General features: G+C 73.7%; 15 protein-coding genes. 9 read left to right on the top strand and 6 right to left on the bottom strand.

Annotation, left to right across the window (positions count from 1 at the left end; genetic code table 11):
• Positions 1 to 12: 12 nt before the first annotated feature.
• The gene (locus tag Q9S36_RS07950; RefSeq protein WP_251450530.1) at positions 13 to 870 is read right to left on the bottom strand and encodes an NYN domain-containing protein; all 858 of its coding nucleotides are present in this window, start codon (positions 868 to 870) and stop codon (positions 13 to 15) included.
• Positions 870 to 1,853: a Gfo/Idh/MocA family oxidoreductase gene (locus tag Q9S36_RS07945; protein ID WP_311284655.1), complete on the bottom strand. Its 984-nt coding sequence runs from the start codon at positions 1,851 to 1,853 to the stop codon at positions 870 to 872. Before Q9S36_RS07945 ends, Q9S36_RS07950 begins: the two co-directional genes overlap by 1 nt.
• 49 nt (positions 1,854 to 1,902) lie before the next feature.
• Between Q9S36_RS07945 and Q9S36_RS07940 the strand changes: the two genes are divergently transcribed.
• A complete protein-coding gene (locus tag Q9S36_RS07940; RefSeq protein WP_311284654.1) occupies positions 1,903 to 3,231 on the top strand; it encodes a M20/M25/M40 family metallo-hydrolase in 1,329 nt (442 codons plus the stop codon).
• Here Q9S36_RS07940 and Q9S36_RS07935 read toward each other — a convergent pair.
• The 3 genes from Q9S36_RS07935 to hrpA form a co-directional block, all read right to left on the bottom strand.
• A complete protein-coding gene (locus Q9S36_RS07935) occupies positions 3,204 to 4,565 on the bottom strand; it encodes an aminotransferase class V-fold PLP-dependent enzyme (protein ID WP_311284653.1) in 1,362 nt (453 codons plus the stop codon). The two genes, Q9S36_RS07940 and Q9S36_RS07935, sit on opposite strands and share 28 nt — an antisense overlap.
• A 100-nt stretch (positions 4,566 to 4,665) precedes the next feature.
• Entirely contained in the window at positions 4,666 to 5,604 is a 939-nt protein-coding gene (locus Q9S36_RS07930) for an NADP-dependent oxidoreductase (RefSeq protein ID WP_311284652.1), read from the bottom strand.
• Positions 5,605 to 5,633: 29 nt separating this feature from the next.
• Positions 5,634 to 9,593 (bottom strand): ATP-dependent RNA helicase HrpA, encoded by a 3,960-nt coding sequence (gene hrpA, locus Q9S36_RS07925; RefSeq protein WP_311284651.1) that lies wholly within the window; start codon positions 9,591 to 9,593, stop codon positions 5,634 to 5,636.
• Positions 9,594 to 9,681: 88 nt separating this feature from the next.
• Here hrpA and Q9S36_RS07920 point away from each other — a divergent pair, with 88 nt between their 5' ends.
• Together Q9S36_RS07920 and Q9S36_RS07915 are read left to right on the top strand one after the other, a co-directional pair.
• Complete coding sequence (locus tag Q9S36_RS07920) at positions 9,682 to 10,518, top strand: aldo/keto reductase (RefSeq protein ID WP_311284650.1); 837 nt, start codon at positions 9,682 to 9,684, stop codon at positions 10,516 to 10,518.
• A gap of 13 nt (positions 10,519 to 10,531) precedes the next feature.
• Positions 10,532 to 12,397, top strand: coding sequence for a DUF255 domain-containing protein (locus Q9S36_RS07915; RefSeq protein WP_311284649.1), 1,866 nt, complete (start codon positions 10,532 to 10,534; stop codon positions 12,395 to 12,397).
• 130 nt (positions 12,398 to 12,527) lie between these two features.
• On the opposite strand, the gene Q9S36_RS07910 is transcribed toward Q9S36_RS07915, so the two are convergent.
• Positions 12,528 to 13,775, bottom strand: coding sequence for a glutamyl-tRNA reductase (locus Q9S36_RS07910; protein ID WP_311284648.1), 1,248 nt, complete (start codon positions 13,773 to 13,775; stop codon positions 12,528 to 12,530).
• A gap of 76 nt (positions 13,776 to 13,851) precedes the next feature.
• Between Q9S36_RS07910 and hemE the strand changes: the two genes are divergently transcribed.
• From hemE to Q9S36_RS07880, 6 genes are read left to right on the top strand one after another with little or no spacing between them, the layout of a single operon-like run.
• On the top strand, positions 13,852 to 14,907 hold the full coding sequence (hemE, locus tag Q9S36_RS07905) for a uroporphyrinogen decarboxylase (protein WP_311285065.1): 1,056 nt from the start codon (positions 13,852 to 13,854) through the stop codon (positions 14,905 to 14,907).
• Positions 14,897 to 16,177, top strand: coding sequence for an FAD-dependent oxidoreductase (locus Q9S36_RS07900; RefSeq protein ID WP_311284647.1), 1,281 nt, complete (start codon positions 14,897 to 14,899; stop codon positions 16,175 to 16,177). The genes hemE and Q9S36_RS07900 overlap by 11 nt, the downstream gene beginning before the upstream one ends.
• The gene (hemQ, locus tag Q9S36_RS07895) at positions 16,174 to 16,845 is read left to right on the top strand and encodes a hydrogen peroxide-dependent heme synthase (RefSeq protein WP_311284646.1); all 672 of its coding nucleotides are present in this window, start codon (positions 16,174 to 16,176) and stop codon (positions 16,843 to 16,845) included. Before Q9S36_RS07900 ends, hemQ begins: the two co-directional genes overlap by 4 nt.
• A complete protein-coding gene (gene hemC, locus Q9S36_RS07890; protein WP_311284645.1) occupies positions 16,842 to 17,759 on the top strand; it encodes a hydroxymethylbilane synthase in 918 nt (305 codons plus the stop codon). The genes hemQ and hemC overlap by 4 nt, the downstream gene beginning before the upstream one ends.
• The gene (gene hemB / locus Q9S36_RS07885) at positions 17,756 to 18,742 is read left to right on the top strand and encodes a porphobilinogen synthase (protein ID WP_251450509.1); all 987 of its coding nucleotides are present in this window, start codon (positions 17,756 to 17,758) and stop codon (positions 18,740 to 18,742) included. The genes hemC and hemB overlap by 4 nt, the downstream gene beginning before the upstream one ends.
• Complete coding sequence (locus Q9S36_RS07880; RefSeq protein WP_311284644.1) at positions 18,739 to 20,112, top strand: glutamate-1-semialdehyde 2,1-aminomutase; 1,374 nt, start codon at positions 18,739 to 18,741, stop codon at positions 20,110 to 20,112. Before hemB ends, Q9S36_RS07880 begins: the two co-directional genes overlap by 4 nt.
• Positions 20,113 to 20,187: the final 75 nt, after the last annotated feature.

Here is a 20,187-nt window from a genome sequence, read left to right as displayed (position 1 = left end):
CGGCGAAGACGATCAGGCGCGTTCGGCGGCCAGTCTCACCAGGCGCACGTTGCCCTCCTCCTTGAGATCGGCGATCGCGGGGTGGGCGGCGATGTAATCGGTGAAGCTGCGGTGCCCGAGGGACTTCTCGCTGAAGGAGGGGTCCATCCGCTTGAGCAGGCTCTTCAGGGCGGAGGCGTGCACCCACTCGTCGTCGGTGCGCTCGCTCTCGAGTCGGAGCGCCCGCTCGAGCAGATCGCCTTCGGGGTCGGCGGTCGTCTTGGTCTTGCGGGTGCGCCGCGTCGCGGCATCCGTCGCGGGCTTCTCGGTCTGCGGGACGCTCACCCCCGGCAGAGAGTCGTAGGAGTCGAACTGGTCACACGCCGCGGCGAGCGACTTGGCGGTGGAACCGGCGACGCCGACGCCGACCACCACGCGGCCGAGCCGCTTGCAGCGCTGCGCGAGCGGGACGTAGTCGCTGTCGCCGGCGACGATCACGACGTGGGTGAGGTCGGGGAGACGGAACATGTCCTCGACCGCGTCGACGGCCAGGCGGATGTCGGCGCCGTTCTTGGCGTATGCGGCCGCCGGGAACAGCTGCACGAGGTCGACGGCGCGGGCCACCAGCTGGTCGCGGTACTTCGCGTTGACGGGGGAGGACCAGTCGGCGTAGGCGCGGGTGAGCACGAGGGTGCCGAACGACGCGGCGTAGTCGATGATCGCGCCGACGTCCACGCGCGCGGCCGCGAGCTGGTCAGCGAACTCCGCATCGGGCATCTTCTGCCGGTCGCGCATGTACGAGCTCTTGCCGTGCACACGGTCGTACCAGCTCATCACGATGTTGTCGAAGTCGAGGTAGACCGCGACGCGGGGGTTCTGCAGATCGGGCATCAGCGTTCTCCGGGGTAGGCGACGCCGATCCGCGAGCGGATGTCGTCGAGGACGTGCATGATCGCGACCGACTCGTCCAGCGGCAGCAGGTCGCTGTCGAGCCGTCCGCCGGTGATGGCAGCCTCGGCCGCGATCGCCTGATACTGCATGCCGCGACCGGCGACCTCGGAGCGGTACTCCTCGAGCACCGTGCCGTCCGGTGCGCTCACCCGGAAGGTCGTCGGGGTGTACCAGACGCGGTCGATGTCGATGCGGGCCTCGGTGCCGACGATGTGCGCGCTGTTGGGCCCGGCCGACCGCGATGCCGACAGCGAGGTGGACAGCGCACCGGAGGCGTGGGTCATGATCGTCGCGACCTCGGTGTCGGCGCCGGTCTCGCCCAGCCGCCCCGCGGCGGTGAGGGACACCGGTGCGCCCAGGATGTCGTGGGCGAACGAGACGGGGTAGATCCCGAGGTCCAGGAGCGCCCCGCCGCCCAGCGCGAGGTCGTTCAGGCGGTGACTCGGGTCGCTCGAGATCCGCTGCGTGTGGTCGGCCATGACGGCACGGATCTCACCGAGGGTGCCGGCGGCGATGATCTCGCGGATCCGGATCATGTGCGGCAGGTACCGGGTCCACATGGCCTCCATCGCCAGCAGTCCGCGCTCCCGCGCCACATCGCGCACGCGGTCGGCCTCGGGGCCGGTCAGGGTGAACGGCTTCTCGACGAGGACGTGCTTGCCCGCTTCGAGGGCGAGGACGGCGTTGTCGGCGTGCATCGGGTGCGGAGTGGCGATGTAGACGATGTCGACGTCGGGATCGGCCACGAGCTCCTCGTACGCGCCGTGCGCGCGCGCCGCGCCGAACTCGGCTGCGAACGCCTCGGCCGACGCGCGCCGCCGCGACCCGACGGCCGCCAGCTCCAGGCCCGCCGTGCGCAGGTCGCTCGCGAACGCATGGGCGATACCGCCGGGGCCGAGGATGCCCCATCTGATTCCGGTCATCCTCCGAGCGTAGCGGCGCACGCCGAACCGCCATGGCTACGCTCGGGGAATGAGCACGCCCGTCGACCGCTTCCGCGAGCTGCTGCGGATCCCCACCGTCTCGCACGTCGACGAATCCCTCACCGACTGGGCGCGCTTCGCCGAGCTCCGCGAGGCGATGCAGCGGATGTACCCCGCGCTGCACGCCGCGCTCGAACGCGAGATCGTGGCGGGGCATTCCGTGCTCATGCGATGGCCGGGCGCCTCGGCGGACGCACCGCTCGTGCTCATGGCGCACCTGGACGTCGTACCGGTCGTCGACTCGGAGTGGCGGCATCCGCCTTTCGAGGCGCGCATCGTCGGATCGGGCGAGGACGCCGAGATCCACGCGCGGGGGGCGATCGACGACAAGGGCGCGCTCGCGGCCATCCTCGAGGCGGTGGAGTCGCTCGTGATCGAGGGGTTCACGCCCGCGGCGGACGTGTACCTGGCGTTCGGGCACAACGAGGAGACCGCGGGCGACGGCGCCCGGGCACTCGTCGCGGCCCTCGCGGACCGGGGCGTGCGTCCCGGGCTCGTGCTCGACGAGGGCGGCGCGGTGGTCGACGGCGTCGTCCCCGGCGTGGGCGTGCCCACCGCGATGGTCGGTGTCGCCGAGCGCGGGGTCATGACGCTCGAGCTGATCGTGCGCGAGAGCGGCGGGCACGCCTCGACGCCGCCCGCGATGCCCGCCACGGCGCGGCTTGCCCGCGCGATCGACCGCCTGCGGCGGCATCCGTTCCGCCCTCGCCTGGTGCCGCCGGTGCGTGCCATGCTCACCACCCTCGCCCCGCACGCGCCGCAGCCGCTGCGGACACTGCTGCGCTCGCTGGCGGTCACGGGACCCCTGGTCGCCACCGTCCTCGCGCGACTCGGCCCCGAGCTCAACGCGACGGTGCGCACGACCGCGGTGGTCACGCAGCTGCAGGGCGCGGCGGGCGAGAACGTGATGGCCACCACCGCGCGGGCCTCCGTGAACGTGCGGCTGCTGACCGGTGAGAGCGTCGCGGCGGCGACGGCACGCATCCGCCGCGTCGTTGCCGACGAGCGCGTGGCGGTCGAGGTGCGGCATGCCTCGGAGCCGTCGCCGGTCTCGCCGTGGACCGGACCCGCATGGCGCCGTGTCGCGGCGGCGGTGCGCGACGGCCTCGGCGGCGAGATCGTCACGACGCCGTACCTGCAGCTCGGGGCGAGCGACAGCCGATGGTTCTGCGCCATCAGCGACCACGTCTACCGATTCACGCCCTTCCACCTCACGCGGCCCGAGCGCGATGCGCTGCACGCGCACGACGAGCGCATCCGCGTGTCGGTGTGGGAACGGGGCGTGAAGTTCTACCGAGCGCTGATCAGCGCGGGCTGAGCGGCCGGCGCCTTCTCGAGAGGCGTCAGCGTCGCGAGCGCGTCGCCGAGGTCGGCGATGACGTCGGCGGCGTCCTCGAGACCGATCGACAGGCGCACCGTGGTCCACGAGATGCCCGCCTCGGCCAGCTGCGCCGCCGACATGTGGCTGTGCGTCATGGATGCCGGGTGGGCGACGAGGCTGCGGGCGTCGCCGATGTTCGCGACCAGGCGCACCACCCGCAGTCGGGCGATGAAGGACTCGACGCGGGCGAAGTCCGACTCGTCGTCGCCCGTGGTCGGCAGATCGAACGAGAAGACCGAGCCGGCGCCGCGCGGGAGGTACCGCGTCGCGAGGTCGTTCCACGGGCTGGTGGCGAGCCCCGGATGGTGCACGCGCGCGACGGCGGGGTGGGTGTCGAGGAAGCGGGCGACCTCGAGCGCGTTGGCGGCGTGCCGTCCCATCCGCAGGTCGAGGGTCTCGATGCCCTGCAGCAGCTGGAAGGCGTTGAACGCCGAGAGCGACGGGCCGAGATCGTGCACGTACTTGGTCTTGACCAGCGTGATGTAGGCCGAGCCGGTCTCGGCGCAGCGGTCGAGCAGGCTGCCCCCGTGCACGCGGGTGTAGGGCTCGGTCAGCTGCGGCCAGCGGGCCGGTTCGGCACCGAAGTCGAACGTGCCGAGGTCGACGACGACGCCGCCGAGCGAGGTGCCGTGCCCGCCCAGGAACTTGGTGGCCGAGTGCACGACGATGTCGGCGCCGTGATCCTTGGCGCGCTGCAGGTACGGGGTCGCGACGGTGGCATCGATGACGAGGGGGACCCCGGCGGCGTGGGCGATGTCGGCGACCGGACGCATGTCGAGGACCTGCGCGATCGGGTTCGTCACCGACTCGGCGAACAGGGCCCGGGTGGTCGGGCGGATCGCGTCGGCCCACGCGGTCAGGTCGTCCTGGTCGACGAAGGTCACGTCGATGCCCCAGTCGGCGAAGGTGTCGGCCAGCAGGTCGACCGTGCCGCCGTAGAGCTGGCGGGCGGCGACGATGTGCTCGCCGCTCTTGGCCAGCGCGAGAAGGGCGACGGCCACGGCCGCCTGCCCCGAGGCGACGCCGGCGGCGGCGACGCCGCCCTCGAGCGCGGCGACGCGACGCTCGAACACCAGGACGGTGGGGTTGGCGGCGCGGCTGTAGATGTTGCCCTCGCGGCGCAGCGCGAACAGGTCGCGCGCCTCGCTGAGCGACGCGAACTCGAACGCGTTCGACTGGTGGATGGGCGGCACGGCGGTGTTCTCGGCGACGCCGGGGTCGAACCCGGCCTGAACCTGCGCCGTGGCGAAGGCGCGCGGAGACTCGGGCATGGGTCCATTCTCGGACCGGGGGCCGGATCGACCGTGATCGTATGTCGAACTGTTGCGGGCCGGCGCGGTGAGCAAGCCCTCGTCGACAGATCAGCGGGCGTCAGGGCGTCAGGGTGATCTTGCCGGCGACGCCGGCCTCCACCCGCCGGTGCGCCTCGGCCGCCTCGGCCAGGGGCAGCGCGGGCCCGAGCTCGACATCGAAGCGGCCGGCCGCCAGCAGGGCGAGCGTCACCGGGATCGCCTCGGCCCGCCAGGCCTGCGCTCGCGCGGACAAGGGCACCGGGCTGCCACCGCTGAACGCGCGGATGCCGAGGCCCGCGGCATCCTTGCCCCTGACCAGCGTCGCGATACGGTCGCGGTCGGCGACCAGGTCGAGGGAGGTCTGAAGAGCCTCGTCGGTACCGGCGGCGTCGAGGGCGACGGTGATGTCGGGGGCGATCTCGCGCACGCGCTCGGTCAGCCCCGCGCCGTACGCGACGGGCTCGGCGCCGAGCTGTGCGACACGGGCGGCGCGCGCGGGGGAGGCGGTGGCGATCACCCGCGCGCCCCACAGCACCGCGAACTGGACGGCCGCCTGGCCGACGGCACCGGATCCGGCGTGCAGGAGGAGCGTGTCGCCCGGGCCGACGGCGAGGGATCGCAGCGCTTGATAGGCGGTGCTGACGGGGATGCCGATCGCCGCGCCCGTGGCGGCGTCGACACCCGGTGGGCGCGGGAGCACGCGGTCGGCGGGCAGGACGACGTCGGAGGCGTACGCGCCCGCGCCACCGAAGAACACGACGGCGTCGCCCGGGCGGAACCCCTCGACGCCGTCGCCGATCGCGGTGACGACACCCGCTCCGTCGGCTCCGACGCGCCGCGGCTCGGCGATGGGTCCGGAAGGGCGCAGGCCGGAACGGAGTTTGGCGTCGATGGGGTTGACGCCGGCTGCTTCGACGCGGATTCCGAGCTGTCCCGGACCCGGCGCGGGGGTGTCGATGTCGACCAGGCGCAGGACGCCGGGGTCGCCGAAGGCGGTGTAGACGATCGCGGAGCTCATACCGGGGCGAACGACGCCGATGCGCCGGGCTATTCCCGCAGCGCCTTGTTGATCCGCTGCGGCGACACCGGTTCGGCCGTGCCGAGGTGCTGGGCGAACAGGCTGATGCGATACTCCTCGAGCAGCCAGCGGGTGCGTGCGAGCGCGGGCGTCGCCGCGTCGGCGAGCGGGATGGTGCCGCCCGCCTCCGCGTAGGCGGCGTAGGCGCGTTCGTACTCGCTCATGCGCTGGCGGTCGCGACCGGCGTTGTCGGCGAGACCCCGGACGCGTTCGAGGGCTCCCTGCAGGTAGCGCGGCAGGTGCGCGAGGCGCGCCGTGCCCGTCCGCGAGACGAAGCCGTTGGGCACCAGCCCCGCGACCTGCGCCTTCACGTCGCCGAGGGCGCCGAGAAGCGTGAGCGAGTTCTGGGTGCGCATCGCCCGCTCGACGTCCCGGGCGAGGGTGAGGATGCGGGCGGCCAACGACACCGTCTGGAACAGCTCGTCCACCACGACCGTCGAGAACGCGTCGCGCGCGCCGTCGAAGGCGGCGGAGGTGCGGACGCCGCCGGGTGCGACGCGGTCGAGGACGGCGTCGGCCACGGCGAGCCGTGCGTCCTCGATGAGGGCCTTCGCCGAGGAGTACGGCGACGACGCCAGGGCGAGCTTCTCGGCGCTGGTGAGGTGGTCGAGGACGTACGGGGCGGGGGAGGGGATCGCCAGCAGGAGCAGACGGCGGACGCCCGCGCGCGTCGCGGCCGCGGCGGACTCGGCGGTGGAATCGATCCGGATGTCCACGGTGTCGCCCGCGTCGACCGTGGCCGGGTAGCCGCGCACGACGCCGCCGGCCACCCGCGTGTCGACGACCTCGGGCAGGTCGCCGAACGACCACGCCGTCAGCCCCGTGCGTTCGGCGAAGCCGGATGCCGCGCCCGACGGTGAGCCTGCACCGGCCGGTGCCGCGGGCCCGCGGCGCGGTCCGTTCGCTTCGCCGCCGCGGCCCGCGGAACGCTCGATCGAGGTCGCGACGGATTGCCGCGCGCGGTCGGCGAGCCGCTGCTGGAGCACCGCCAGCTCGCGGTCGCTGCCGGCGGGGCGCCCGCGGGCGTCCACCGCGCGGAACGACATCCGCAGGTGACCCGGCACGCGCTCGAGGTCGAAGTCCGCGGCCGTCACCGGCTGATTCGCGATGCGCTGGATCCGAGCGGCCAGCGCATCGCGAAGCGTGGCCGGCGGCATCCCCTCGTGGGATTCGGGTCCGGCGTCGCGGAGTTCGTCGGCGAACTTCGCCGCCCAGTCGGCGGCGGGGACGACACTGCGGCGGATCGACTTCGGCAGCGAGCGCAGCAGGCCGGCGATCAGGTCGTGGCGCATGCCGGGCACCTGCCAGTCGAATCCGTCGGGGCGCAGCTGCGCGAGCAGGGCGAGGGGGACGACGACCGTCACGCCGTCGTCTTCGGCGCCCGGCTCGAAGCGGTACGCGAGCGAGAGGACCTGATCGCCCTGGCGCCAGCGCGCCGGGAAGTCGCGCTCGTCACCGCGCGACGCGTCGTCGACGAGGTCGGCCTCGGTCATGTCGAGCAGCTTCGGCGTGCGCGTGCTCGCGTCCTTCCACCACGCCTCGAACGAGCGCGCGTCGTACACGTCGCGGGGGATGCGCGCCTCGTAGAAGGCGTAGACCGCCTCGTCGCCGACGAGGATGTCCCGTCGACGCTCCCGCTCCTCGACCTTCTCGAGACGCCGCCGCAGCTCGAGGTTGCGGCGCTCGAAGGCCGTCAGCCGCTTGTCGAGGTGGCTCGTCTCCCAGTCGCCCTCGACCAGCGCGTGGCGAAGGAACAGCTCCCGCGCCAGCGGGCGGTCGAACCGCGCCAGCTGCACGCGCCGCTTGGGCACGATCTCGACGCCGAAGAGGGTGACCTTCTCGTAGGCGGATGCCGCACCCGCGGTCTTCGACCAGTGCGGTTCGCTCAGCCGGCGCTTGGCGAGATCCCCCGCGAGGGATTCGGCCCACTCGGGGTCGATGGCGGCGACGGTGCGCGCGAAGAGCCGGCTGGTCTCGACCAGTTCGGCGGCCATCACGGCGCTCGGCTGCTTCTTGCGCAGCCCCGAGCCGGGGAAGATCGCGAAGCGCGCGCCCCGCGCGCCGAGGTACTCCGCTCCCCGTCGCTGGCTCTCGCGGCCGCTATTGCGGTCGGCGCCGCGCGCCGGGGTGGTCGAGCGCTCGTCCCGCAGACCGATGTGCGAGAGGAGCCCCGCGAGGATCGCCTTGTGGACCGTGTCGGGGTCGGCCGCCTCGGTCGGGCCGCGGTGCTTCGGGGCTTTGACCAGCGCACTCAGCTGCCGGTGGACGTCGGCCCACTCGCGGACACGGACGTAGTTCAGGTGCTCGGCCCGGCACATGCGCCGGAACGCGCTGGATCCGAGCTCGGCCTGCTTCTCCTGCAGGTGGTTCCACAGGTGCAGCAGCGTCAGGAAGTCGCTCGTCGGGTCGATGAAGCGCGCGTGGAACCGATCGGCTTCCTCGCGCCGCTCCTCCGGGCGCTCGCGCACGTCCTGGATCGACATCCCCGCGACGATCGCGAGGACCTCTCGCTGGACCCCGCTGCGCTGGGCTTCGATGAGCATGCGGGCGAAGCGCGGGTCGATCGGCAGCCGCGCGATGTCGCGGCCGATCTTCGTCAGCCGGGCATCCTTCTCGGGACTGCGGCCTGCGACGGCGGTCTCGACAGCTCCCAGTTCGACGAGCAGCTCGAACGCGGCGCGGACGCCGCGCGAGTCGGGTGGGGTGAGGAAGGGGAAGGCGGAGATGTCGCCGAAGCCGAGTGCGAGCATCTGCAGGATGACCGAGGCGAGGCTGGTGCGCAGGATCTCGGGCTCGGTGTACTCGTCGCGGCGGGCGAAGTCGTCCTCGCCGTAGAGGCGGATGGCGATTCCCGGAGCGGTGCGACCGGCGCGTCCGGAGCGCTGCTGCGCGGACGCCTGCGAGATCGGCTCGATCGGAAGGCGCTGGATCTTGCTGCGGGACGACCATCTCGAGATGCGCGCCGTTCCGCCGTCGATGACGTACCGGATGCCGGGGACGGTCAGGCTCGTCTCGGCGACGTTGGTGGCGAGGATGACCCGTCGTCGCACGCCCGCGACGGCGGAGCGCTCGAAGACTCGATGCTGCTCGGCGGCGCTCAGGCGTCCGTACAGGGGAAGGACCTCCGTCGGGGCGGCATCCTTCGCGTACATGCCGCGGACGGCATCCATCGCATCGCGGATCTCGGCCTCGCCCGGCAGGAAGACCAGGACGTCGCCGGCGGGCTCACGGTCGAGTTCGCGGAGCGCGCGGAGGAGCGCGTCGACGTCGTCTCCCGCATCGTCGGATGTCGCGCCGTCCGCGACCGCCGGACGGTAGCGGACCTCGACCGGGTAGGTGCGTCCTGACACTTCGACGACGGGAGCGGGACGGGGGTCGCCGGTCGGAGCCGAGGCGGGGGCGGCGAAGTGACGGGCGAAGCTCTCGGGGTCGATCGTCGCGCTGGTGATGATGACTTTGAGGTCGGGGCGCTTGGGCAGGATCCGGTGGAGGTACCCCAGCAGGAAGTCGACGTTGAGCGAGCGCTCGTGGGCCTCGTCCACGATGATCGTGTCGTACCGGCGCAGCAGGCGGTCGCGGTGGATCTCGTTGAGGAGGATGCCGTCGGTCATGAGGGCGATCCGGGTGTCTTCCGACACCTGGTCGGTGAAACGCACCTTGTACCCGACGGCGCCGCCCAGCGGGACCTGGAGCTCCTCGGCGATGCGTTCGGCGATCGTGCGCGCGGCGATGCGGCGCGGCTGGGTATGGGCGATGCGCGTGCGGCCGAGCTCGAGGCAGATCTTCGGCAGCTGCGTGGTCTTGCCCGAGCCGGTCGCGCCGGCGACGATGACCACCTGGTTGTCGCGGATGGCGTCGGCGATCTCGTTCCGCGCCGCGCTGACCGGCAGCTCGGGCGGGTAGACGATCACGGGTTCGCGCGCGGACATAGCCTTCCATCGTATCGGCCGCCGCCGCCCGCATCCCGCCCGCGGCGGATCCGGACGCAGGTCGGTCCTCAGTGCCTAGTCTGGACGGATGAGCATTCCCACCATCGCCCTCAACGACGGCAACAGCATCCCCCAGCTCGGCTACGGCGTCTTCAAGGTGCCCGCCGCCGACACCGAGCGCGCGGTCAGTGAAGCGCTCGAGCTCGGCTACCGCCACATCGACACCGCCGCCATCTACGGCAACGAAGAAGGCGTCGGCGCGGCGATCGCCACCAGCGGCATCCCCCGCGACGACCTCTACGTGACCACGAAGCTGTGGAACGACCGGCATGACGGCGACGAGCCGCACCAGGCGATCGCCGAGAGCCTCGAACGGCTCGGGCTCGAGAAGGTCGACCTGTATCTCGTGCACTGGCCGACCCCCGCACACGACAACTACGTCCACGCGTGGGAGAAGATGATCGAGATCCGCGCCGCGGGCTTCACCCGCAGCATCGGCGTCTCCAACCACCTCGTGCCGCACCTCGAGCGCATCGTGGCGGCGACCGGCGTCATCCCGGCGGTCAACCAGATCGAGCTGCACCCCGCCTATCAGCAGCGCGACATCACCGAGTGGGCCGCCGCCAACGGCGTGGCCATCGAGTCGTGGGGACCCCTCGGCCAGGGCAAGTACGACCTGTTCGGTGCGGAGCCGGTGGCCGGCGCCGCGACCGCCCACGGCAAGACCCCCGCCCAGGTGGTCATCCGCTGGCACCTGCAGAAGGGCTTCATCGTCTTCCCCAAGTCGGTCAAGCGCGAGCGCCTCCAGGAGAACCTCGACGTGCTCGACTTCGAGCTGTCGGCCGACGAGGTAGCGAGCATCGACGCCATGAACATCGCCGACGGCTCGGGTCGCGTCAGCGCCCACCCCGACGAGGTCAACTGAGAGCCGACCGGACGTGAACGAGCGTCTCGCCTCGTCGACGAGCCCGTACCTCCGCGCCCACGCCGCCAACCCGGTGGCGTGGCACCCGTGGGGTGAAGCGGCTTTCGACGAGGCGAGACGCCGTGACGTGCCCGTCATGGTGTCGATCGGGTACTCCACCTGCCATTGGTGTCACGTCATGGCGCGGGAGTCGTTCGAGGATGCCGCCACCGCCGCCGTGATCGACGACGGCTTCGTCGCGGTGAAGGTGGACCGCGAAGAGCACCCCGACGTCGACGCCGCCTACATGGCGGCTGCGGCCGCCTTCACCCGCGGACTCGGCTGGCCGCTGACGGTCTTCGTCACGCCCGAGGGCCGCCCGTTCTTCGCCGGCACCTACTTCCCGCCCGAGCCCCGCGGCGGTATGCCCTCGTTCACCCAGGTGCTGCACGCCGTCACCGAGGCGTGGACGACGCGGCGCTCCGAGGTCGACGCCACGGCATCGGCCGTCGTCGCCGCGCTGGCCGAGCTGCCTCGTGCGGGCCCGGGTGAGGCCGGGCCCCCGTCCGCCGCCACGGTCGCCGACGCCGCCCGAGCCCTCGCCGCGTACGAGGACACGCGGTACGGCGGGCTGACGTCGGCGGGCCCCCAGGAGGCGGCGCCGAAGTTCCCCGTCGCGACGGCCCTGCGCTTCCTGCAGCATCCGCTCGTCTCGGATGCGGCGCCCGACGCAGCAGCGGTCGCGGACCGGGCGCTGGGTGCGATGTCGCGCTCGCCGCTGCGCGACGCCGTCGAAGGCGGATTCTTCCGCTACGCCACCCGACCGGATTGGACGGTTCCGCACTACGAGCGGATGCTGACCGACAACGCCCAGCTGCTCGATGTCGCGGCCGCGGCGGGCCCGCGCTCGGGCGTCGATCTCGCCCACGTCGCGGCCGGCATCGCCGCGTTCCTCACGGGCACGCTCCGCCGGGCCACGGGCGGGTTCGGTGCGGCCCAGGACTCCGAGTCCTGGATCGACGGCGCCCGCGACGAAGGCGGCTACTATCGCCGCGACGCCGCCGGCCGCGCGGGGCTGGAGCCGCCGGCCGTCGACGCGAAGGTCGTCAGCGGCTGGAACGGTCTCGCGATCGGCGCGCTGTGCCGTGCCGGCATCCGCTTCTCGCGTGCCGATTGGGTGGAGGCCGCCCGACGAGCCGCCGAAGCCGTCCTCGTCGCGAACGTCGACGCCGACGGGATGCTGCATCGCGCATCCCTCGATGGCACGCTCTCGCCTGCTCCCGGAACCCTCGCCGACCACGGGCAGCTGGCCGAGGGGCTCGTCGCGCTGGCCGCGGCGACCGGCGAGGCCCGGTTCGCCACCCGTGCTCGCGAGCTCGTCGCGGCGTGCCTGGACGCGACCGGCGGCCTCCGGGCGCCGGCCGGCGACGATCCGGTCCTCGCGGCCGGCGGCGTGCAAGCGCCACCCGGGACCTCCGACGCCGACGAGCCGAGCGGTCCCGCGTCCATCGCGGCCGCCGCGCTCGCCCTCTGGCAGGTGGGTGCGGGCGACGACTGGCGTCGCGTCGCAGAGGGACTGGTCTCCGCCTGGGGGCCGAGCGCCGTGGCGCAGCCGCTCGGTCATGGAACCCTTCTGCGCGTCGCCGCCTCGCTGGCGCGGCCGCCGCGGCAGGTGGTCGTGGTCTCGGATGCGAGCGGCACCGCGATGCACGCCGCACTGGCCGAGGTCCGGGCCGACGCGGTCGTGCAGGTCACCGCCGCGCAGGCGGAGGAGTGGGCGGCGGCCGGCTTCGACCTGCTCGAGGGCAAGGTCGCCGAGGGAGGGGCTGCGACGGCCTACGACTGCCGCGACTTCGCGTGCCGGCTGCCGACCGATCCGGCGGACCTCAGCCGCAGCTGACCGCGGACGGTGCCCTCCGCCGGCCGCCGCAGGCGGAGGACGGATCGCGCACGGGAGGACGCGTACGTGCGGGTGTCTCCTCCGGCCGGCGACATCTCCTCCGCCCGGCGCGAGAAGCGGAGGATCGGGCTCAGCCCGCGGCGCGGGGGATGTCGACGTCCTGGGCGGCGCGGCGCGCCACCTCGAGTCCGAACACCGTCTCGAGCGCCGCCTCGAACTCGTCGAGGCGCCCCGCGGCGGCGAACTCGCGTGCGCGCACCGACGGGGTGTGCGAGAGCACTCCGGCGAGGTGGCGCAGGGCCGCGCGGGTGGCGTCGGCGCCCGGGTCGGCGTCCTTCACCCGGGCGAGCTCGGCCTCGAGTGCCGTCTGGATGTGTCCGCGCACGGCCACGACGGCGGGGGCGGCATCCCGCTCGGCCGCGAACGTGGCGGCGTGCGAGCCGACCACCTCGTGGGCGCCGCGTCCGCCGAGCTCGGGGAGCGCGGCGTGACGGCCGATGAGTTCGAGATCGATCAGCTCGATTCCGGGGACGTCGGCGACGGCCTGGTCGACGTTGCGGGGCAGACCCAGGTCGATGACCAGGCGCGGCCGGTGGTCGGGGATCTCGTCGGCGGTGACCGTGTAGCGCGCGGTGCACGTCATCACGACGTCGGCGTCGACCATGGCCGTGCGCAGGTCTGCAGCCGAGCGGATGCCGTAACGGGCGGCGAAGCGCTCGGCACGGCCCGTCGACGAGAACACCGTGATGTCGAGCGCGCCCCGCGCCTGCAGGGCGGCGATCGTCGTCGCGGCGTACTGACCGGTGCCGACCAGCAGCACCCGCACGTCGGCCCAGTCGGTGACGCGGGAGTCGACCATGTCGAGGGCGATGCGGGCGAGCGAGCGACCGGCGGCGCCGAGGTCGGAGGTCGCGCGCACCTCGCGCGTGGTGTGCGCAGCCCGCTGGAACGCCTGCTCGAGCTGCGGGGTGGTCGCCCCGCGGGCGCGGGCAGCGGCGAGAGCGCGCTGCACCTGGCCGGTGATCTCGTCCTCGCCGAGCACCATGGACTCGAGGCCCGAGCTCACCGCGAAGAGGTGTCGCACGACGTCGTCGCCCGACAGGGCCACGGCCGAGGCGCGCAGCGCGTCCACGTCGCCGTCGCCGAGCGGGCCCAGGGAGTCGAGGACCGCTTCGCGTGCGAGGGCGGCTCCGCCGGTGAGCGGCTCGTCGATGTCGAGGTAGGCCTCGAAGCGGTTGCAGGTGGCGAGCACGACCGCGCCGCGGACGAAGTCGTGGTTCGTCAGGATCGTCTCGGGGCTGGCGTCCGCGCTGCGCGAAACCCGGTCGAGCACGTCGAACTCGGTGTTCCGGTGGTTCGCGGACAGACAGAAGAGCACCGGACGATTCTACCGGTCGTTCCCGACACCTTCACGGAGACGGGCCGCGTACCCTTGTCGGGTGTCATCCGCCGTCATTTCGCTGCCCGTCGACCACCCGCTCGCGAGCGGCCGCACCGCCGCCGCGCCCCTCGTGCGGGCCGCGCGCGGCGACCGGCCCGAAACCCTTCCGGTGTGGTTCATGCGGCAGGCGGGCCGGTCGCTTCCCGAGTACCGCGAACTGCGCGTGGGGACCGACATGCTCGACGCGTGCCTCAACCCCGCCCTCGCCGCCGAGATCACCCTGCAGCCGGTGCGTCGCCACGATGTGGACGCGGCCGTGTTCTTCAGCGACATCGTCGTGCCCGTCCTGCTCGCCGGGGTGGGTGTGCGCATCGTCCCCGGCCGGGGACCCGTGCTCGACGAGCCGGTGCGCACCGCCTCGGACGTGCTCAGACTCCGACCGATCGAGCCCGAGGCGCTCGCCCCGATCTCCGAGGCCGTCGGCATCGTCGCGGCCGAGCTCGGCGATCGTCCGGTCATCGGCTTCGGCGGTGCTCCGTACACCCTCGCCAGCTATCTCGTGGAAGGCGGGCCGTCCAAGGATCAGCTGCGCACCCGCGCGCTGATGCGCACCGACCCGCGCACGTGGTCCACGCTGCTGAACTGGTGTGCGGACGTCACCGGCGCGTTCCTGAAGGCGCAGGTCCTCGCCGGTGCGAGCGTGGTGCAGCTGTTCGACTCATGGGCCGGGTCGCTCTCGCGCGACGACTACGTGCGCCGCGTCAGCCCCCATTCCCGTCGTGCCTTCGACGCGCTGCGCGGCCTGGACGTGCCGAAGATCCACTTCGGGCTCGGCATGGGCGACGTGCTCGACGTCCTTCCCGGCATCGGAGCCGACGTCGTCGGCATCGACTGGCGCCTGCCGCTGGACGAGGCCAACCGCCGGCTCCGCGGTGCCGTTCCGCTGCAGGGCAACATCGACGCGGCCTTCCTCACGGCGCCCTGGCCGCTCATCGAGCGCCACGTCCGCGACGTGGTCGAGCGCGGCGCCGCGGCGCCCGCGCACATCGTGAACCTCGGGCACGGCGTGCCGCCTGAGACCGACCCCGACGTGCTCAGCCGGATCGTGGACCTCGTGCATGACCTCTGAGGTCCTCATCGCCGGAGGGGGCGTGGGCGGGCTCGTCCTCGCCCGGCGCCTCGCGCTCGCGGGTCGCCCCGTGCGCGTCTTCGAACGCGCGGACCGCGTCGGCGGTCAGGTCGCGCCGATCCGCGTGGCCGGCGTCGACCTCGACGCCGCGGCCGAGTCCTTCGCGACCCGCGGCGGCGTCGTGGCCGCCCTCGTCGCAGAACTCGGCATGGCCGACGACATCGTCACCCCCAGCCCCGCGCCGGCGTGGCTGCACCGCTCCGACGGCACCGCCGTGCCGCTGCCGTCCACCGGCATCCTCGGCATCCCCGGCGACCCCGCGGCACGGGACGTCGCCCGCGTGATCGGCCGCCGCGCGGCAATGCGCGCCCGCCTCGACCTGCTCCTGCCGGCGGAGGTGGGGCAGGATGCCGCCACGCTCGGCGCGCTCGTGCGCGCGCGCATGGGAGCGGGAGTCGTCGACGGACTCGTCGGGCCGGTCGTCCGCGGCGTCCACTCCCGCGATGCCGACGACGTGCCGGTCGAGTCGGCGGTGCCCGGCCTTCGCGCGCGCGTGCTCGCCCATGGGTCCCTCGCGGCGGCGGTGGCCTCCCTTCGCGCCGCGGCGCCGGCGGGGTCGCAGGTCGCCGGGATCCGCGGCGGCATGCACCGCCTTCCGCACGCGCTCGCCGCGGACGCCGTCGCTGCCGGCGCGCGCATCGAGACGGGCCGCGTCGTCGAGGACATCACCGCCGACGGCCTCACCGTCGACGGCGTCCGCGCGCGGGGCCATGTCGTCCGCGCCATGCCCGACCCGAACCGTGAACAGGCCGGCCGAGTGCTCACCCTCGTCACACTCGTCGTGGACGCCCCGGCCCTCGATCGCGCTCCGCGCGGCACCGGCATCCTCGTCGCCCCCGACGCCCCCGGCGTCACCGCCCGCGCGCTGACCCACCTGACGGCCAAATGGTCGTGGATCGCCGATGCGCTCCCGGGTCGTCATGCCGTGCGGCTGTCGTACGACTGCGAGCCCGCGGATGCCGCGACCACGGCCGCACGCGACCTCGGCGTGCTGCTCGGCGCGCCCGTGGTCGAGATCGAGGACGCCGTCGCGATCACCTGGCGACGCGCCGAGAGGGACGAGGCACCCGGGATGCCGGTGGTGGGCGAGACCGCGGGGGGCACGGGCCTGGCCGCGGTGGTGGGACACGCCGAGGGGGTCGCCCGCACCCTTCTCGACGCGTCATCGACGAGTCCGGATGCGCCCGGACGGGAGAGGATGGAACCGTGAGCGAGAACGAGAACGACAGCACCCCGGTCGACCACTACGCCCTGTGGGCCGTGCTCCGCCGCGACCCGCACCCCGCGTCGGCCCCCGGGGAGCCGACCTCCCTGGCGCATCTCGCCGCCGACCTGCCCAGCCTGCGCGCGATCTACGACGTCTCGGGCCTCCGCGCCGACGCCGACATCCTGCTGTGGCTCACCGGACACACCGCGGAGGGGCTGCAGGCGGATCTGCGCACGCTCCGTCGCTCGCGCGAGCTCGCCCCGCTGCTTCCGACGTGGAACGCGCTCGGCGTCCACCGCGAGGCCGAGTTCAGCCGCGACCACGCGCCGGCGTTCTCGCGCGGTCTGCCGCCCAAGCAGTGGGTGACGGTGTACCCCTTCGTCCGCAGTTACGAGTGGTACGTCCTGCCCGCAGAGGAGCGCGGCCAGATGCTGCGCGAGCACGGGCTGAAGGGACGCGACTACCCGCAGGTGCAATCCAACACCGTGGCGAGCTTCGCGCTCGGCGACTACGAATGGCTGCTGGCCCTCGAGGCCGACGACCCGGTGGACCTCGTCGACCTCATGCGGTACCTGCGGGCCACCGAAGCCCGACGCCACGTGCGCGAAGAGGTGCCGTTCTTCACCGGACGCATGATCACGGCCGATGAGGTCGCCGAGGTGGTGGCGTGACGCTGCGCATCGGCACCCGCGGCAGCGCGCTGGCGACGGCCCAGGCGGGCACCGTGGCCGACGCCCTCGGCGGCGAGCTCGTCATCATCCAGTCGGAGGGGGACCGCTCCACGGCGTCGCTGGCGTCGCTCGGCGGGGCGGGCGTGTTCGCCGCGGCCCTGCGCGAGGCCCTGCTGGCCGGCGAGGTCGATGCCGTCGTGCACTCGTACAAGGACCTTCCGACCGCGCCCATCGACGGGCTGTCGATCGCGGCGGTGCCGCGCCGCGCCGACGCGCGGGACGCCCTGTGCGCGCGGGACGGACTCACTCTCGAGACCCTCCCCGAGGGCGCTCGCGTCGGAACCGGCTCGCCGCGCCGCCGCGCCCAGCTCGCCGCGCGCCGGCCCGACCTCGACGTCGTCGACATCCGCGGCAACATCGACACGCGGCTCGCGCGCGTCGGCGACGCCGACCCGGAGCGCGGGCTCGACGCGGTGGTGCTCGCCGCTGCAGGGCTGGAGCGCCTCGGGCGCTCCGACGCCGCGACCGAGCTGTTCGACCTCGACCGCTGGCCCACCGCCCCCGCGCAGGGCGCGCTGGCCGTCGAGACCCGCACCGGCGACGAGGCGCTCGCCGCGCGCGTCGACCACCGCTCCACGCGCCTGGCCGCCGAGGCCGAGCGGGGTGTGCTGGCACGCCTGGAGGCCGGGTGCGCCGCCCCGATCGGCGCGCGTTCCTTCGTCGAGGACGGGATGCTGTTCCTCACGGCGCGGATCTACCGCGTCGACGGCAGTGCGCAGCTGACGAGCTCGCACGCCGCCGTGCTCGACGACGACTCCGCCGCCGACCTGGCCGAGCGCGTCTCGGCCGAGCTGCTGGCTGCCGGGGCCGCCGACCTGGCGCCGCTCGGCGCCCGCCCCGAGGAGGACCGATGACCGCGTCGTTCCCCGCCGTCCGTGCGCGGCGCCTGCGCGCCACACCCGCGTGGCGTCGCCTGACCGGCGAGACCCGCATCGATCCGGCGAAGCTCGTCCTTCCGCTGTTCGTCCGCGAGGGCGCCGACGCCGCGGTCCCCATCTCGTCCATGCCGGGCGTCGTGCAGCACTCGCTCGACTCGCTGAAGGTCGAGCTGCAGCGCGCGGCCGCCGCCGGCATCGGCGGAGTGATGCTCTTCGGCGTGCCCGAGCACAAGGACGCGACCGGATCCGGCGCGACCGCCGCCGACGGCATCCTGAACATCGCGACCGAGGTCGCCGTCGCCGAGGCGGGCGACGCCCTCGTCGTGCAGACCGACCTGTGCCTGGACGAGTTCACCGACCACGGGCACTGCGGCGTCCTCGATGACCGGGGCCTGGTCGACAACGACGCCACCCTCGAGCGGTACCGCGACATGGCGCTCGCCCAGGCGGCCTCCGGCTCCCAGCTGCTGGGGATGTCGGGGATGATGGACGGCCAGACCGCGGTCATCCGCGCCGCGCTCGACGACGCCGGGCGGGGTGACGTGGCCCTGCTGGCCTACGCGGCGAAGTACGCCTCGGCCTTCTACGGTCCGTTCCGCGAGGCCGTGCAGTCGTCGCTGCAGGGCGACCGCCGCACGTACCAGCTCGATCCCGGCAACCGACGCGAAGGCGCACGCGAGGTGGCCCTCGACATCGACGAAGGCGCCGACATCGTCATGGTGAAGCCGGCGATGAGCTATCTCGACGTCCTCGCCGACGCGGCCGCCACCAGCCCCGTGCCGGTATGGGCCTACCAGGTCAGCGGCGAATACGCCATGATCGAGGCCGCCGCCGCCCACGGCTGGATCGACCGCGACCGCGCCGTCGACGAGTCGCTCGTCAGCATCCTCCGCGCCGGCGCCGACGCCGTGCTGACCTACTGGGCGATCGAGGTCGCCGAAAGGATCTCCCGCGCATGACCGTCCTCAGCGACGCCGCCCACGGCTCCGCCACCAACGACGCCGCCGCCGCCCGCGCCCGCGCCGTGATCCCCGGCGGCGTGAATTCGCCCGTCCGCGCGTTCGGGTCCGTCGGCGGCACGCCGCTGTCGATCGTCGCCGCCGAAGGCGCCCGCGTGCAGGACGTCACCGGACGGCGCTACGTCGACCTCGTCGCCTCGTGGGGCCCGGCACTCCTCGGTCACGCGCATCCCGAGGTCGTCGACGCCGTGCAGCGCGCGGCGGCCCGCGGGCTGTCGTTCGGCGCATCCACGCCGGCCGAGACCGAGCTGGCCGAGGCCGTCATCGAGCGTCTCACCGTCGACGGCGTGCGCGGCGTCGAGCGCCTGCGGATGGTCTCGACGGGCACCGAGGCGACGATGACCGCCATCCGCATCGCGCGCGGCGCCACGGGGCGCGACGTCATCGTGAAGTTCGCCGGCCACTACCACGGGCACTCCGACGGCCTCCTCGCCGAATCCGGCTCGGGAGTCGCGACCCTGGGCCTGCCCGGGTCGGCCGGTGTGCCCGCCGACATCGCCGCCCTGACCCTGGTGCTGCCGTACAACGACCGCGAGGCCGTGGCGGCCGCCTTCGCCGCCCACCCGGGGCGCATCGCCGCCGTCATCACCGAGGCGGCCGGTGCGAACGCGGGCGTCCTGGTCCCGGATGCCGGATTCAACCGGTTCCTCGCCGACGCCGTCCACGCCGACGGCGCGCTGCTCATCGTCGACGAGGTGCTCACCGGCTTCCGCGTCGGTCCCGCCGGCTGGTGGGGCCTCGAGCGCTCCGGTGCGGTCGGCACCGCGGCCGAGGGGGAGTGGGTCCCCGACCTCATCACCTTCGGCAAGGTCATCGGCGGCGGGATGCCCCTGGCCGGGATCGGCGGGCGCGCCGACCTGATGGAGCTGCTCGCACCGCTCGGGCCGGTCTACCAGGCCGGCACCCTGAGCGGGAACCCGCTCGCGGTGGCGGCGGGTATCGCGACGCTGCGCGCGGCCGACGCCGAGGTCTACCGCAGGGTGGATGCCGCCGCGGACACGGTCCGCACCGCGCTCGGCGCGGCGCTCGAGGCCGCCGGGGTCGCGCATGTGATCTCGCGTGCCGGCAGCCTGTTCTCGGTCGCCTTCCGCGACGCCCCCGTCCGCACCTACGACGATGCGCGCGCCCAGGACACGTGGCGGTACGCGCCCTTCTTCCACGAGATGCTCGACCGCGGGGTGGCGCTGCCGCCGAGCGTGTTCGAGGCCTGGTTCCTCACCGCTGCGCACGATGACGACGCGCTGTCGGTCGTCCTGGACGCGCTCCCGCACGCGGCCCGCGCCGCGGCATCCGCGACGCCGCCCGCCTGAGCCGGCCGCGCGCGGCACCCCGACCCGTGCCGCACACCGGTCCGCCGGCCGCGACCTCACGCGCCGCGCCGGTGC

Source organism: Microbacterium sp. ARD31 (genome assembly GCF_031844425.1).
Note: the sequence above shows the minus strand (reverse complement) of the source record. Positions and strands in the feature narration are given on the sequence as shown.

Excerpts from the sequence above, each read along its gene's own strand:
- hemB (WP_251450509.1), top strand. The coding sequence starts at position 17,756 with ATGACCGCGTCGTTCCCCGCCGTCCGTGCGCGGCGCCTGCGCGCCACA.
- Q9S36_RS07950 (WP_251450530.1), bottom strand. The coding sequence starts at position 870 with ATGCCCGATCTGCAGAACCCCCGCGTCGCGGTCTACCTCGACTTCGAC.
- Q9S36_RS07920 (WP_311284650.1), top strand. The coding sequence starts at position 9,682 with ATGAGCATTCCCACCATCGCCCTCAACGACGGCAACAGCATCCCCCAG.
- Q9S36_RS07940 (WP_311284654.1), top strand. The coding sequence starts at position 1,903 with ATGAGCACGCCCGTCGACCGCTTCCGCGAGCTGCTGCGGATCCCCACC.
- Q9S36_RS07930 (WP_311284652.1), bottom strand. The coding sequence starts at position 5,604 with ATGAGCTCCGCGATCGTCTACACCGCCTTCGGCGACCCCGGCGTCCTG.
- Q9S36_RS07935 (WP_311284653.1), bottom strand. The coding sequence starts at position 4,565 with ATGCCCGAGTCTCCGCGCGCCTTCGCCACGGCGCAGGTTCAGGCCGGG.
- Q9S36_RS07945 (WP_311284655.1), bottom strand. The coding sequence starts at position 1,853 with ATGACCGGAATCAGATGGGGCATCCTCGGCCCCGGCGGTATCGCCCAT.
- Q9S36_RS07900 (WP_311284647.1), top strand. The coding sequence starts at position 14,897 with ATGACCTCTGAGGTCCTCATCGCCGGAGGGGGCGTGGGCGGGCTCGTC.
- Q9S36_RS07880 (WP_311284644.1), top strand. The coding sequence starts at position 18,739 with ATGACCGTCCTCAGCGACGCCGCCCACGGCTCCGCCACCAACGACGCC.
- hrpA (WP_311284651.1), bottom strand. The coding sequence starts at position 9,593 with ATGTCCGCGCGCGAACCCGTGATCGTCTACCCGCCCGAGCTGCCGGTC.